13 protein-coding genes are annotated in these 14,645 nt (G+C 68.3%); 8 read left to right on the forward strand and 5 right to left on the reverse strand.

The features are described from left to right. Nucleotide 1: 1 nt before the first annotated feature. Together BARAN1_RS01920 and asnS are read left to right on the forward strand one after the other, a co-directional pair. Nucleotides 2–262, forward strand: coding sequence for an acyl carrier protein (locus BARAN1_RS01920; RefSeq protein WP_122030648.1), 261 nt, complete (start codon nt 2–4; stop codon nt 260–262). Nucleotides 263–285: 23 nt separating this feature from the next. Next, nucleotides 286–1,581 carry an asparagine--tRNA ligase gene (asnS, locus tag BARAN1_RS01925; protein ID WP_122030649.1) on the forward strand — a complete coding sequence of 432 codons (1,296 nt, stop codon included), beginning with the start codon at nt 286–288 and terminating at the stop codon, nt 1,579–1,581. Nucleotides 1,582–1,803: 222 nt separating this feature from the next. Here asnS and BARAN1_RS01930 read toward each other — a convergent pair whose 3' ends face one another. Next, the gene (locus BARAN1_RS01930; protein ID WP_122030650.1) at nt 1,804–2,127 is read right to left on the reverse strand and encodes an HU family DNA-binding protein; all 324 of its coding nucleotides are present in this window, start codon (nt 2,125–2,127) and stop codon (nt 1,804–1,806) included. A 171-nt stretch (nt 2,128–2,298) separates the two neighbouring features. Here BARAN1_RS01930 and rpsF point away from each other — a divergent pair, with 171 nt between their 5' ends. The 5 genes from rpsF to BARAN1_RS01955 are packed head-to-tail and all read left to right on the forward strand — an operon-like array spanning nt 2,299 to nt 7,561. Then, nucleotides 2,299–2,601 carry a 30S ribosomal protein S6 gene (gene rpsF, locus BARAN1_RS01935; protein ID WP_157959383.1) on the forward strand — a complete coding sequence of 101 codons (303 nt, stop codon included), beginning with the start codon at nt 2,299–2,301 and terminating at the stop codon, nt 2,599–2,601. A 1-nt stretch (nt 2,602) separates the two neighbouring features. Then, nucleotides 2,603–3,019: a single-stranded DNA-binding protein gene (locus BARAN1_RS01940; RefSeq protein ID WP_122030652.1), complete on the forward strand. Its 417-nt coding sequence runs from the start codon at nt 2,603–2,605 to the stop codon at nt 3,017–3,019. Between the two features lie 2 nt (nt 3,020–3,021). Further along, nucleotides 3,022–3,234, forward strand: a complete 213-nt coding sequence (rpsR, locus tag BARAN1_RS01945) for a 30S ribosomal protein S18 (RefSeq protein WP_122030653.1) — start codon at nt 3,022–3,024, stop codon at nt 3,232–3,234. A 13-nt stretch (nt 3,235–3,247) separates the two neighbouring features. Further along, nucleotides 3,248–4,348, forward strand: a complete 1,101-nt coding sequence (locus BARAN1_RS01950; protein WP_122030654.1) for a hypothetical protein — start codon at nt 3,248–3,250, stop codon at nt 4,346–4,348. Between the two features lie 9 nt (nt 4,349–4,357). Next, on the forward strand, nt 4,358–7,561 hold the full coding sequence (locus BARAN1_RS01955) for a serine hydroxymethyltransferase (RefSeq protein ID WP_122030655.1): 3,204 nt from the start codon (nt 4,358–4,360) through the stop codon (nt 7,559–7,561). Here BARAN1_RS01955 and BARAN1_RS01960 read toward each other — a convergent pair. Beyond that, nucleotides 7,558–9,966 carry a Lon protease family protein gene (locus BARAN1_RS01960; protein ID WP_162297731.1) on the reverse strand — a complete coding sequence of 803 codons (2,409 nt, stop codon included), beginning with the start codon at nt 9,964–9,966 and terminating at the stop codon, nt 7,558–7,560. The genes BARAN1_RS01955 and BARAN1_RS01960 overlap by 4 nt on opposite strands. A 22-nt stretch (nt 9,967–9,988) precedes the next feature. Here BARAN1_RS01960 and BARAN1_RS06500 point away from each other — a divergent pair, with 22 nt between their 5' ends. Beyond that, on the forward strand, nt 9,989–11,041 hold the full coding sequence (locus tag BARAN1_RS06500; protein ID WP_162297732.1) for a phospholipase D-like domain-containing protein: 1,053 nt from the start codon (nt 9,989–9,991) through the stop codon (nt 11,039–11,041). Here the strand turns inward: BARAN1_RS06500 and BARAN1_RS01970 are convergent. From BARAN1_RS01970 to rplM, 3 genes are all read right to left on the reverse strand, one after another. Further along, on the reverse strand, nt 11,038–11,691 hold the full coding sequence (locus BARAN1_RS01970; RefSeq protein WP_157959385.1) for a hypothetical protein: 654 nt from the start codon (nt 11,689–11,691) through the stop codon (nt 11,038–11,040). The two genes, BARAN1_RS06500 and BARAN1_RS01970, sit on opposite strands and share 4 nt — an antisense overlap. Nucleotides 11,692–11,770: 79 nt before the next feature. Further along, nucleotides 11,771–13,981, reverse strand: a complete 2,211-nt coding sequence (locus tag BARAN1_RS01975) for a PKD domain-containing protein (RefSeq protein WP_122030658.1) — start codon at nt 13,979–13,981, stop codon at nt 11,771–11,773. A gap of 210 nt (nt 13,982–14,191) precedes the next feature. Then, nucleotides 14,192–14,635, reverse strand: coding sequence for a 50S ribosomal protein L13 (rplM, locus tag BARAN1_RS01980; RefSeq protein ID WP_122030659.1), 444 nt, complete (start codon nt 14,633–14,635; stop codon nt 14,192–14,194). Nucleotides 14,636–14,645 lie beyond the last annotated feature (10 nt).

A 14,645-nucleotide genomic window follows, 5' to 3' on the forward strand; every position in this document is an offset into this window, starting at 1 on the left:
TATGAGTGAGATTGCCGATCGGGTACGGGAGATCATCGCCGAGCAGCTGATGGTGGACCTCGATGAGATCACCGATGAAGCGTCGTTTGTGAACGACCTCGGTGCGGACTCCCTCGATACGGTCGAGCTGATCATGGAGTTCGAGGACGAGTTCGGGATTGAGATCCCGGACCAGTACGCGGAGAACATCGCCACGGTGGGGGAGGCGATCGCCTACATCGAGGCCCGCGTCCACGAAAGGGAAGGGGCGGGCGGGGCGTAGGGGACGCCACCCGGAGGCGGACGATGAGATCCGTGTACATCGAGGAACTGGGCCAGCACGTGGGGAGCGAGGTGCTCATCCAGGGCTGGCTCTACAACAAGCGCTCCTCGGGCAAGGTGCGGTTCGTGCTCGTGCGGGACGGGACGGGCCTCGTTCAGGGGGTCGTCACCCCCACGGCGGATCCGGCCGCGTTCGCGCTCGCGGACTCCCTTCCCCAGGAAGCATCGCTCCGCATGGGGGGGACGGTGAGGGCCGAACCGCGCGCCCCCGGCGGGTTTGAGGTCACCGTGACCCACCTTGAACCGGTCCATATCCCGACCGCGCCGTTCCCGATCGGGCTCAAGGAACATGGGCCCGGGTTCCTGATGGACCACCGCCACCTCTGGATCCGCAGCCGCCGTCAGACGCCGATCCTCCGCCTGCGGGATGCGGTGCTGTGGGCGATCCGCTCCTTCTTCCACGAGCGGAGGTTCGTGGCCACCGAGGCCCCGGTCCTCGTCGGGACCGCGGTTGAGGGGACGACGACCCTGTTCCCATTGGACTATTTTGGGACACCGGCCTACCTCTCCCAGTCCGGCCAGCTCTACCTCGAGGCGACGTGCGCGGCGCTGGGGAAGGTGTACTGGATCGGTCCCGTGTTTCGGGCGGAGAAGTCGAAGACCCGCCGCCACCTGACCGAGTTCTGGATGGCCGAGGCGGAGCAAGCGTTCCTCGACCACGAGGGGAACCTCGCCCTCCAGGAGGACCTCGTGCGCTACGTCGTCGAATCGGTGGTGGCGGAACGCCCCCGCGATCTGGACGAACTGGAGCGCGATTCGTCCCTCCTGCGCCGTGAGGTGGCCGAGCCGTTCGCCCGGGTCACGTACCACGAGGCGGTGGCCCTTGTCCAGGCGGCGGGGGTGGCGATGGAGGTTGGGGACGACTTCGGGGCCCCGGCGGAGGACGCGTTGTCGCAGCACTTCGGCCGCCCGGTGTTCGTGGAACGGTTCCCCGCTGCGATCAAACCGTTCTACATGAAGCGCGATCCGGGGCGGCCCGACCTCGCCCTGTGTGCGGACCTCATCGCCCCCGAGGGCTACGGGGAGATCATCGGTGGCTCGCAGCGCGTGGACAGGGAGGAGGAGCTCCTGGCCCAACTGCGGGAGGCGGGCCTCCCGGAGGAGCCCTACCGCTGGTACCTCGATCTCCGCCGCTGGGGTGCGGTCCCCCATTCCGGGTTCGGCCTCGGCGTGGAACGGACCGTGCAGTGGATCGCCGGAATACCCCACATCCGCGAGGCGATCCCGTTCCCGCGGACCCTCGACCGCCTGTACCCTTGAGGGTGAGGGTGGCGTGGGTTACACTGGGGGCCCTGACCCATCACGTGGGTCACCCCCGTCCACTCCCCTACGTTCGTGGAGGGGGATCTCGCCCGTGGCGGGCAGGAGACACGACGGCGTAAGGGCTGTCCCGGCTGCGCCGCCTCCTCGAATCGGCTGTACCATGAGCGTGGGCGGCTGCCCTAGCGGTAGCCGCCCACCTCAGCCCCTGACGAGCGAACGTCAGCGCTTCTTCACTGCCAACTGGCCGCGCTGATCCACCACCGTTAGGCGCTTGGCGACCAGGGTCTTCAGGTTCTTACCGGGCTTGAACGCCGGAACGACCTTCGCCGGCACCATGATCCGCCGCTGGGTCTGCGGGTTGATGCGCTGCGACTGCTTCCGCGTGCGCACCTCGAACTTCCCGAACCCCGTCAGGAGGACCTCCTCGTTGGCGGCGATGCTCTCCGTGATGATGTCAATCGTGGCATCGAGCGCCTTCCGAGCGTCCTTCTTCGTAAGCCCAGTCCGCTGTGCAATCCGATCTACCAGTTCTCCCTTGTTCATTGTAACACCCCCTCCCTGGGTCAAAGATGCGCTAGTATAGAGCTCTTTCCCGGTGTTGTCAAGTGTGAACGTACTTCCCATGCCCCTTTTCGCGGAAAAGCGGTTGACGACGCACGGCGAGAGGGGTAGAGTTCGGGGTGATACGTGATCTTTCCTGAAGGAGGGACGCCGGTGGCCGGTGAGGTGCGCGATTACGAGATGGTGTACATCCTCCGCCCTGACCTCGATGAGGAGGGGCGGCGGGCCAAGATCGCTAAGGTCCAACAGATCATTGAATCCGAGGAAGGCACCGTCCAAACGACGGACGAGTGGGGTACCCGCATCCTCGCCTACGAGATCGACCATTTCCGCGAGGGGTACTACGTCCTCGTCACGTTCGCCCTCCCGGCCGATCGGGTGCGCAAGGTGGAGGAGAGGCTGGCGATGGACGATGCCCTCCTCCGCTACCAGACCGTGCGGGTGAGCAAGAACTAGGATGAGCGACCTCAACCGGGTCGTCCTCACGGGACGCCTCACGGCCGACCCCGATCTCAAGTACACTCAGAGCGGCCGGGCGATGCTCCGGTTCGACATCGCGGTCAACCGGCGGTGGGTCAACCCGGAGAGTGGGCAACCCGAGGAAGAAGTGACCTTCCTCCCCATCGTGGTGTGGGGGAAGCAAGCTGAGAACTGCGCAGCTTATTTGCGCAAGGGACGCCAGGTGGCGGTGGATGGACGGCTTCGGGTGAGGTCGTTCACCACCCAGAACGGGGATCGGCGGCGGACCACGGAGGTGGCCGCGCAGTCGGTCCACTTCCTCGGCGGCCGGCCGACCACCGCCGAGCCGCAGCCGACGGAAGAGGGGACCGAGACCCCCCCCGATCCTTCACCCGAAGAGGAGGTTCCGTTTTGACGATGCAGCACCAACGTAAGGTCTGTCGTGTCTGTGATCAGGGATTGGAACTGCGGTACACGGATCCGGAGACGCTCCGCCAGTTCGTCAACCGCCGGGGGAAGATCCTCTCCCGCCGGGTGTCCCGCCTCTGTGCCAAGCACCAGAACTGGATGGCAACCGAGGTCGATCGCGCCCGCAAGCTCGCCCTGCTCCCCTACGAGGACAAGCCCTAACCGCCCCTCTCCCATGCCCCGCACAGTCGCCTTCCTGTTCGACAGTGGGGGCGAGGATCTGGTCGGACGGGCAAGGACGGCGTCAGCCAAGGCCCTCCTTCGCCGCATCGTGACCCATCCCCAGGTGGACGAGGTGGTGGTGGCGACCCCCCGCCCCGAGGCGTGGATGGGGGGTGGGGTCGAGGTGGAGCCCGATCCCCCGGGGCCGTGGGCGTTCGGGGCTCGGTTCAGCGCCCTCATCCGCAAATTCCGGCCGGAGCGGCTCCTCTACTTCTCCGCCGGCAGCGCGTTCCTCCTGCCCGATCCCCTGCTCGACCGCTTCATCACCGCGGCACCGACGGGATCCGCGTACGCCGTGCTCAACAACTTCTACTCCACCGATTTCGCGCTCCTCGCCCCTCCCGCCGCGTTGGGGGACCTGACGCGGGACAACCCGATCGGGACCCGGCTGTGGGGCGCAGGGTACGCGTGTTATGAACTCCCCCGATCGGCGGGGACCCAGTTCGACATCGATACCCCGGGCGAGCTGCAGTTCCTCGCGCTCCACCCGTCCCTGCCCCCTGAGCTCCGGGACGTCCTCGCGGTGGTCTCCACCGCGCGCGCCCAGCAGGTCCTCGAGGTGTTGGTGGACCCGGAGAAGGAGCTCGTCCTCCTGGGGAGGATCGGGGCCCACCTCGCCCACCACCTGGAGAGGGAGGCGGCATGCCGGACGAGGATCCTCTCCGAGGAGCGGGGGATGGAGTCGAGCGGCCGCGCCGAGCGGGGCGCGGTGAGGTCCCTCGTCGGAGCCCTGGCCCACGGCCGGACCGCGACCGAGCTCGTGGAGCTCCTCTCCCAGTTCGGGGACGCCGTGGTGTGGGACACGCGCGTCCTCATGGCCCACCTCGGGTTCTGGCCCCCCCCGGGGGAGCGGTTCGCGTCCGACCTCCTCGATCCCACCGGGCTCACGAACCCCGTCCTGCGGGAACTGACCGCGGCCTGTGCCGGCGCAGCGGTCCCGTTCCTGTTGGGTGGGCATGCCCTCGTCTCCGGGGGGATGTACCTCGCCCTTGAGCTGGCATGGACGAACGCGGACCGGGCGGTCCGGTTCCGTCCGTTGCCCTTCCCCGATTAGGAGCCTACCGTGACCGATAGCGACGTGTGGACGATGGAACTGGCGAAGGTGGATCGGGCGGTGGAGGCCCTCATCCAGGCGGAGGAGGAGCGCCAATGCCGCAAGATCATCCTCATCCCGTCGGAATCCCTGACCCCCCGTGCTGTGCGCGAGGCGATGGGGAGCGTGTTCACTTCGATCTACGCTGAAGGGTACCCGCGCGAGGAGATGCTCCGCCTTCCGGAGGACCGGCTGATGGAGATCGCGGAACAGCTCGCGTACTTTCGCCGCTACAGCGATCGCCGGTTCTACAAGGGGGTCGAGTTCGCCGACCTCGTGGAGGCCCTCGCCTGTCGCCGCGCCGCGGAGTGCTTCGCCACCCCCGACGTCAGGGCTGACGACATCTTCGTCAACGTTCAGGCGCTATCGGGCGCGGCAGCGAACATGGCGATCTACGATGCCCTCCTCCGGCCGGGGGACACGCTGATGGCGATGGACCTCTCCCAAGGGGGCCACCTCTCCCACGGGTCGCCGTTCCACCAGTCCGGCCGACGGTACCGGATGGTGCGCTACGGCGTGGATCCGCGGACGGAACGCCTCGACTATGCCCAGATCTCCGACCTCGCCCGGCAGCACCGCCCCCGGATGATCATCGCCGGGTACACGTCGTATCCGTGGGCCCCGGACTGGAAGGCGCTGCGAGAGATCGCCGCCGGCTGCGGGGCGTTCCTCATGGCGGACATCGCCCACACCGCGGGGATGGCGATCGCTGGGGCCTACCCCAGCCCGGTGGGGTACGCCGACGTGGTCATGTTCACCACCCACAAGACCCTGTGCGGCCCGCGGGGGGCGATCGTCCTCTCCTTCGATCCCGAGATCGCGGCCCGGATCGACGCGGCGGTGTTCCCCGGGGCCCAAGGGGGCCCCCACGTGAACAAGTGGGCTGGCATCGCCGCCGCGCTCGCGTTGGCCAAGACGCCGGCGTTCCGCGACCTCCAGCACCGGACGGTCGCCAACGCCGCCTCCCTCGCGACTGCGCTCCGGGAGCGGGGCCTGCGCCTCGCCTACGGCGGCACCGACACCCACCTCCTCGTCCTCGACCTCCGGGCGATCCGCCCCCCCCGTGGGGGAGAGCTGATGGGGGAGATCGCAGCTCGGATCCTCGATCTCGCCGGCCTGGTGGTGAACAAGAACACGATCCCCGGGGACGCCTCGGCCGCTGACGCCCGTGGGCTCCGGTACGGGACTCCGTGGGCCACCCAGCGGGGGATGGGGAAGGAGGAGATGGAGGAGATCGCGGACATCTCCCGCCTCGTCCTGACCTCGATCTACCCGTTCACGTACCAGGGCGTGACCGGCCCCCTCCCTCGCGGGAAGCTCCCCCTCGCGGTGCTCACCGAAGCTAAGGAGCGCGTGGAGGCGCTCGCTTCGCGGTTCAGCGGGCGCGCTTTCCGGTCCCCCAGCGGGCGACGGCCCGCGGCAAGCGGCGTCGCGGCGCTGCGGGTACGGGGCGGCCGGGCGGCCCAGCTCCTCCACGAGGCGTGCACCGCTCACGTCCTCTCCCTCGATCCCGGGCAGGGGTGCCGCACCCTGTTCCTCGATCAGGAGGGGACGATCCTCGCCGCGGCGATCGTGGGGAGGCTGCCCGACGACCGCTGGGGCCGGCCGGAGTTCGCCGTCCTCGTCCCGAGCGACCGGGGCCCCGTTGTGGCGCAGTGGCTCACGGCCCTCGCCGATGGCTACGTCCTGTTCGATCCCGACGACCTCTACCGCAAGGTGCAGGGCCCGGCGGTCGTGGAGCCCGATGCGGGAGGTGCCTCGTTCCGCCTCGCCGACGGGGCGGTTGTGTCGGCCGAGATGGACCTCTTCGCGGGCGCCCCCCGGTCGGGGGATGCGTTGGAAAGCCGCCCTGACCTCGTCTCCCCGCGCAAGCCCTACTTCATCGGGTGCCAGCGGATCCGCCTGGCGGGGGGCAAGGAGCCCTACGCGCCGCACGCTCCCAGCGCTGGCATCGCCCGCACTCCGCTCTCCGACTGGCACCGCGACGCCGGGGCGCGGATGGCCGAGTTCGCCGGGTTCACGATGCCGCTCTGGTACACGTCGGCCCTCGCGGAGCACCGGGCGGTGCGGGAGGCGGCGGGGCTGTTCGACCTTGGGCACATGGGGGCGTTCTCCGTCGCGGGCCGCTACGCGGAGAGCTTCCTCAACCTCGTGACCACGAACTACGCGGGGTGGCTCCAGCCGGGACAGTCCCAGTACGCCTTCCTCCTCACCCCCGACGGGGCGGTGGTGGACGACCTCATGGTGTACCGTCGGTCCCGCGACCACTTCCTGCTTGTGGTCAACGCCGCGAATGCGAGCAAGGATTGGGACTGGCTCTCGGCGATCAACTCCGGGAAGGTCCTCCTCGACCCTGACCGGCCGTGGGTCGAGCCGGATGGACCGGTGACCCTCCGCGACCTCCGTGGGGACAACCCCGACGCGCTCGTGGACATCGCCCTCCAGGGGCCGTGGTCCCGGGCCCTCCTCGAACGGCTCCTTACGGGGCCGGACCGGCACCGACTCACCTCCCTCCGGCGTGCGGAGTTCTGCGAGCTCAGCGTGGATGGGGTTCCTGTCCTCTGCGCCCGCACCGGGTACACGGGCGAGCCCCTGGGGTACGAGATCCTCGTCTCCCCCGCGCAGACGATGCGCCTGTGGACGACGCTCCTTGCGGCGGACAAGGAGCGCAACCTGCAGCCGATCGGGCTCGCCGCGCGGGACTCCCTCCGAACGGAGGCGGGCCTCCCCCTCTACGGCCACGAGCTGGCCGGATCCCACGAGATCCTCCCCCATGAGGCGGGGTTCGCGCCCTACGTGAAGCTCCACAAGCCGGCGTTCGTCGGTCGGTCTGCCTACCTCCGCGCCGTCGCGGGTTGGACGCGGGAGGTGGTGCGGTTCTCCATTCCCGCCGGTCAGCGGCCGGTGCGGGCGGGGACCCCGGTCGTGGACAAGGGGGGGCAGGTGGTGGGGTGGGTCACGAGCTGTGTCGTGCTGGAAACGGGCCAGGTGGGGATGGCCCTCCTCTCCGTGCGCGGGCTGGGGGAGGGGACGCCGCTGGGGTTCGTCCTCGGCGCCGAGCGAGGCCTTCCCGAGAAGATCGAGCCGGGGGCGCGGCTCCCCCTCCCGGTGTGGGGCGCGGTGCTCCCCCGGTTCCTCAAGCGGGACGCCCTCCCCATGGCGGGGGAGGACTAGTCGCTCTTCTCTTCCTTCTCCGCGCGGAGGCTTGCCCGGATCTCCGCCAGCCGCTGCGCCACGCGGTGGTAGAGCGTGCCCTCCGGGTACGTGCCATCGGGACCAACCTCGCCTGCCGGGATCCCGAACAGGATCTCCACCCCCTCTTCCACCGTGGCGCAGCTCCAGAGGTGGAACTCCCCCGCGGCGACCGCCTGCACCACATCCTCGGGGAGCATCAGCTCGTCCACGTTGGCGGCGGGGAGGATCACCCCTTGGTCGCCGGTGAGGCCGAGCTCCCGGCACACGAGGTAGTGGCCCTCCACCTTCTCGTTGACCCCCCCGATCGCCTGCATCCGCCCCTTCTGATCGATGGCTCCCGTCACGGCGACCCCCTGCCGGGCGGCGACCCCGGACAGGGCAGACAGGAGGGCGAACAGCTCCGCTGCTGATGCGGAGTCGCCCTCGACCCCGGAGTAGGACTGCTCAAGGGCGAGGCTCGCCCCGAGCGTGAGGGCCTCCCGCTGCCCGAACTGGGCGGCGAGGTAGCCCTTGAGGATCATGACCCCCTTCGTGTGGAGCTTCCCCCCGAGCTCGGCCTCGCGTTCGATGTCCACCACCCCGCTCTTGGCCGTGAACACGTTCGCCGTGATCCGCGTCGGCTTTCCAAACGCGAAGTCCCCCAGGTCGAGCACGGCGAGGCCGTTCACCTGCCCCACCGCTACCCCTTGCACGTTCACGATGAGTTTCCCCCGCCGGATCCACTCCCGGACCTTCTCGGCGAGGAGGGAGTGGCGGTACTTCCCCTTGGCGATCGCCTGTCGGACGTGGTTCGCGTCCACGGCGCTCGCTCCCGCCTCGCGGGCCCAGAAGCTCGCCTCGGCGACGAGGGAGGCGAGGGTCCCGAACCGGGTCACGAGCTTGGCCTGATCGGAGGCGAGTTCGGCCGCGTGCTCGACGAGCCGCGCCACCCCCGACGGGTCGAACGGGAGCACGGCCGGGTTTTCATCCCGACACATGCGGACGAACCGCGCCAGCGCCTGGACGGACGCGTCCGACCACGGCATCACCGTGTCGAAGTCAGCCCTGATCCCGAACAGTTTCCGGAAATCCTCGTCGTAGTGGTGGAGGAGGTGGTAGAGGTACGGGGATCCCACGAGGAGGACCTTGACATCAAGGGGGATCGGCTCCGGGCGCAGTCCCTCCGTGGACGCGAACCCGAGCATCTGGGCTGGGTCCTCGATCCGGATCTCGCCGGCCTTGAGCGCGATCTTGAGCGCGTCCCAGGAGAGGGCGGCCCGCAGCAGGTTCGTGGCGGTGAGGACGAGGTACCCACCGTTCGCCCGGTGCAGGGCCCCGCCCCGGATTTGGGTGAAGTCCGTGGTCACGGCCCCGAACTGGACCCGACGCTCGATCGTCCCGAACAGGTTCGTGTAGGTGGCGTTTCCTTCTACCACCACGGGCGCCCCTTCGCTCCCCGAGCGGTCCACGACCACGTTCACCCGGTAGCGGAGGAACCGATCCCCGCCCTCGGGGAGCGGGATCGGCACCATCGGCGGTGGCTTCTTGTTCGCAGTCTGAAACTGCTCCACGTTCTCCAGGATGTCGGCCTTCACCTCGGCCAGGAAAGTCGGCACGCGTTCGATCCCGCTGTACTTCTCCCGAAGCTGGGCGAACCGCGGCTCGACGAGGAACTCCACAGCCTGCTTCGTGAGGAGGTGCTGGGCCTCCTGCCACGTCTCGTCGAGCTTCGCCAGGCGCTGGAACGTGTCCCGAATCAGGCCCTGCAGCTCCTCCTGCCGGCGGCGGATCTCCGCGCGGTCGGCCTCGGGGAGGGAGGCGTATTCCTCCTGCGAGTACGGCGTCCCGTCGCCCTTGAGGGGGATCGTGTTGATCCCGAGGGGGGTACGCTGGAGGGCGAATCCGAGCTGGGCCGCCTTCGCTTCCAGCTCGTGGAACTCCTCGTCCCGCTCATGGGAGATCCTATCCCGTTCCTTTTTCGTGCGGGTCTTGAACTCGTCGGACTCCAGCACCCGCGGCAGTTCGTGGGCCACGAACTCGATGCACCGCTCCATGTCCTGGCGCAGTTCGCGCCCCCGCCCCGCCGGGAGGAGGAGGTAGTGGGGCATGTGGGGGACCCGGAAGTTGTGCACGTAGCAGATGTCCGGCGGGACCGGCCTCGTCCGCGAGACCTGTTCCAGGAGGCGGGAGACGGCGGAGGTCTTGCCGAGGCCCGGTTCGCCGGACACGTAGATGTTGTACCTGTGCTGGGGATCATGGAGCGAGAGCCCCAGCCACAGGGCCTCGATCGCCCTCTCCTGGCCCACGATGTCCGTAAGGGGTGCGAGGTCATCGGTGGTGGAGAACGAGAAGGTACGGGGATCGCACGTGCGGCGGAGTCGAGCAGGAGGCAGCTCTCGGTTCATAGGTCCGTTATCATACCCAGCGATGAAGCGCGTTGCCATTCTGCTCTCCTTCTTCACCTGGGCGGCCGGGGCGGTGCCCGTCGTCCCCCTCGCCACGACCCCCGACGATCCGCAATACGTCCGCTTCGTCACCGATCTCGTCGCGGGCGCGCGGGAGGAGGTCCTGGCTTCCCTGTCCGACATCCGCCGCTACACCGGGGATGGGGCAACGGAAGGCCTCCTGGTGGCCCTCGCCGACGCTGCCGCCCGCGGCGTGCGGGTGCGGGTCCTTGCGGAGCGGCGGGAGACGGATCCTCTGTTCGAACAGAGGGGAGCCGCCGAGTACCTGGCGGAGCGGGGGGTAGGGGTGCGGTGGGACGCGCCGGAGGTGACCCTTCACACGAAGTTCCTCGTTGTGGATCGGCGGTGGGTGGTGGTGGGCTCGACCCACTGGACGATGTCCGCCCTCACGCGGAGCGTTCAGCTCGACCTCGCGCTCGAATCTCCGGAGCTGGGGGCCGCGTTCGGGGAGTTCTTCGACCTCCTCTGGGAGGGGCAGCTTAAGGCGATCCCCGCGCACCCCCCGCCCCCGTGGCCGGAGCCGGCGGTGGTCCCCCTCCTCGACCCTCCTCAGGGCGGGCTCCATGCCCGATACCTCCCGGACCTGATCCGCCGGGCCGAGCGTTCCGTGCGGCTCATCCTCTACCGACTGGGGTACTACCCGACCTATTCCGATAGCCCCTCGAACCGCATCGTGGAGGAGCTCTGTGCCGCTGCGGCCCGGGGGGTCGTGGTGCAGGTCCTTCTGGAGGGGGGGGAGGATTTCGCGGATCTAGCCCACGACAATCGGGTGGCGGCGGCGTACCTCACTGCCTGCGGGGTCGCGGTGCGGTTCGATGCGCCGGGGACGACCCTCCACGCCAAGGGGTTGATCGTGGACGGGCGGGACGTCCTCGTCACCTCGGCCAACGGTTCCTACTCCTCGCTTGTCCACAACGTCGAGGCGGGGATCCTCCTCCTTTCCGCGCCCGAGGTCGGCCGGCCCCTTGCCCACTGGTTCGACGTGCTGTGGGACGAGGCCCGACCCCTGCCCTAGAAGGTGAGGGGGCCCGCCACCGGGACGCTCACGCGTTCCTTGTGGTCCCCAACGGTGACGATGCCTGTGACCGAGCACGCCAGGCGGGCCCGCGCCCTGGCCGACGGAGGGTAGAGGACATACTGGAGGACCAGCTCCTGGCCGGGATAGAGGACGGTGGCGGAGGCGGCGAGGATCTCGAGCTGCCCTTGCTCGTTCATCCGCGCCGGATCGAGCGACGTCGCTGTCCAGCCCGGCGGAACGTCCACCGTGAGGCCTGGGCCGAAGATCTCCGTTCGGGCCCGGATCACAACCGTCACCTCGGCCACATCCCCTGTCCAGCGGACCTCCCCCACGGCCCCCAGCCGGGAGTCGGCGACCACCACCACGCCGAGCTGGGAGATGGATCGGCTGCCTTGGATGACGTCCACCATGACGTTCCATGCCCCGGCGGGCACGGTCCAGTTCGCCCACGGCTGGTTCGTGGTCGCATCGGGGCGCCCATCGCCGTTGAAGTCCCATTTGAACTGGGCGCCAGCGGGGGCCCCGCTCACCTGGAAGCTCACCTCGCTCCCCGGCTCGGGGATCGCGGTGGATGGGATCAGGGCGAGGCCCTGACCAAACGAGAGGACCCCGATCATCAAGCATGCGGTCACCATGACCGTTCGCATCGTCGCCTCCTTCGGGGGCAGGCGGGGGCCGTGACCTCGGCCCCCGCCACCCTCAGTGCTGAGGAAGACCAGGTTCTGCCTAGCGGTCGCAGACCCCCGGCGCCCGGCCGGGAAGCACCTCGCAGATCGGGGTGCCCGTGAGCCAGAGGGCAATGATCGTCTTCATCGTCTCGTAGTCCACGATCCCTGGGGCACACGTCCGCGGAACCTTCGTCCCTTCGAGCCAGAACGCGATCGCCCGTTGCACCTGCGGGAACGTGATCTTGTCCGAAAGCGAGAGATCGATCGTATCCCGAACCACATCCCAGCGGGAGATGGCCACGATCACGTTCAGGCAGTCGGTGAGGTCGACCCGGCTCGCGCCCGTGACCTCGACCTCGAGGCAGGGGTGACCGCTGTCGGCGCGGCCGACGACCGTTTCCGACGACAGCACCTTACAGGGATCCGGCGGAGTGGTTTCCACCGTCACCGTGGGTGGGACCTCGACCTGGTAGATGATCGTCTTCGTCTGCCCGGCCTTGAGGGTCCCGGTGAATGCCCACTGGTCCACGCCCGGCTTGTAGGTGAAGCCGTCGTTCTGGATCGGGGTCACCCGCCACCCGATGGGGAGGTCCTCGTCGAGGCCCACGCCGTACACGTCCCGGTCCGTCGTGATCTCCACCTTGACCGTGAACCTGTTGCCGACGACATTGCCCGCCGAGTCGTAGAACCCGATGACAACGCCCTCGCACGGGATGGGGGTGATGATCCACCGTTGGGCCTGGAGGTTCGCGGGGGCCATCGTGGGGAGCGGCTGGTCAATCGCCGTACAGGATAGCGAGTACGCGGCGATGAGCTTCAGCATGTGCAGGCTGATCCGTTCGCCACAGGCCTTCACCACCGGCCGATCGGTCCGCCACAGCTCCGTGGCGCGGGCGAGTTGGTCGGCTGTGATCGCTTCCGACAGCCGGAGGTCCACCCGATCCTCTTCCCCTGGCATCGCGGCCGGGACGAGGTGGGCTACCGCTTCGAGGACGGAGAGGCAGTCGTTGACAAGGAAGCACGACTCGCCGGCGACCTCGAACTCGAAGTCGGGGACCTTGGCCTGGAAGATGCCGGTGATGCAGAACTGCTGCGGGAGGCGGATCGAGGCGAGCAGTTCGACCTCCGGCACGGTCACATCGTAGATGATGACCCGCTCAGTGCCCGCCTTGATCGGCTCCAAGAACACCCACTGCACCTCGGCCCGTTTGAAGATCGCGCCGCCGTTGGCGACCGGCGTGATCTCCCAACCCACCGGTGGGTTCTCGTCCAGCCCCGCCCCCGCCAGGTCCTGATCCGTGTGGATCCGTACCTGAACCCGAAACGCGTACCCCGGAAGGGCGGTGGTGGTGGAGATCGAGCGGACCGCGGTCACGGTGACGAGCGATACGAACACCGGCATCGAGTAGGTTGTCTCCATCCCCGTGTTGTCCACGAGCGTCAAACGGATGGTGTACGAGCCACCGGTGAGGTAGGCGTACTTCACGGTCGGTTCCGTGCTCTCCAGGTCCACCACGCCGTCGCCGTTGAAGTCCCAGCGGTAGCGGACGATGGACCCATCGGGATCCACGCTCCCCGAGGCGTCGAATGTCACCTGCTGGCGCGCCCGCGGAGCGGCCGGGCTGAGGACGAGGTTGGCCACCGGCGGCTGGTTTGTCATCCCCTGGATCACGATCGGCTCAGTCGTGTTGAGCTCAAGCCGCGTCGGGGCGTTGATGTTGCCGGACTTGACCACGATCCTCTGCACCCCGGAGAACGCGCCGGGGGTGAGGGTGATCCTGAACTCCTCTCCGAGCGGGCCGAACACGCCCCCATCCGTGCTGTTCGCCCCCCACGTCCACAGGATTTGGTACTCGCCGTTCGCGAGGACGTACTCATCGTTGAGCTCGGGCAGGAAGATCGCGAACAGGGGGAACCCCTCGTCATCCTTGACCACGAAGTCCGCCCCGATGGGGAGATCCGTCAGCGTGAGCCGCACGTTCCCGCCCGCGCCGGTGTCGGCCTTGTTCACGATGAAGAAGAGGTACAGGTCCTGCGTCGTTGGCTCCCGGTACAGGAACAAAACCAGGTTTCCCGTCTCCGCGAGCTCGTTTCCGCTGCGGGACAGCCCACCATCGTAGGCATAGAACTCAGCGGCCGCCTTCGCCCCCCCCAGCGGGGGGATCGCGGCCTTGACCGCTCCCTGGGTCACCTGGAAGTAGCCCTGCGCGCTCAAGGGCACGGCGACCATCAGGGAGACCAAGAACCATAGGCTGGTCTTCCTCACCATCGTCAACCTCCTTACCTTGTGCACCACAGCCAGTCTAGCGGCAAACTCTGTTCGTGTCTGTAACTGGGATCACCCCCCGGCGTCATCGGTGCATCAGAGGGACAGGCTACCCCGGGCGCGGGACGGACTGCGGGAAAGAGGAGGATCCTCCGCCCCCGGTTTGTCACGGGGCGAGGGGACCTGGATCACCTGGCTTCCGGTCAGAGAAGGTTACAGGGAGAAGGCAGATGGAGTCTGGGCCGCGTGCGGGTGGTCGGGCCCCGGGTAGATCTTCAGCTTGCGCAGCATCCTCCGCCCGAGCTCGTTCTTGGGGAGCATCCTCCGTACCGCAACCCGGATCGGGATCTCGGGGTGCTGGCGCTGGAGTTCGCGGTACGGCGTGGCCGTGAGGTGGCCGATGTACCCCGAATGGCGGTAGTACATCTTCTGATCCCACTTCTTTCCCGTGAGGCGGACCTTATCGGCGTTGATCACGATCACGTAGTCGCCCACGTCGAAGAACGGCGTGTACGTCGGTTTGTGCTTGCCCTGAAGGATCGTCGCTACCTTGGAGGCGAGCCGTCCGAGCGGCTGGTCCGTGGCATCCACCACGAGCCAGTCGCGCCGGAAGGTCACCCCGGCATCGCCCTTCTTGGCCATGTACGTCTTCTGCATCCCTGCCTCC

This window comes from Candidatus Bipolaricaulis anaerobius, assembly GCF_900465355.1.
Classification (GTDB): Bacteria; Bipolaricaulota; Bipolaricaulia; order Bipolaricaulales; family Bipolaricaulaceae; genus Bipolaricaulis; species Bipolaricaulis anaerobius.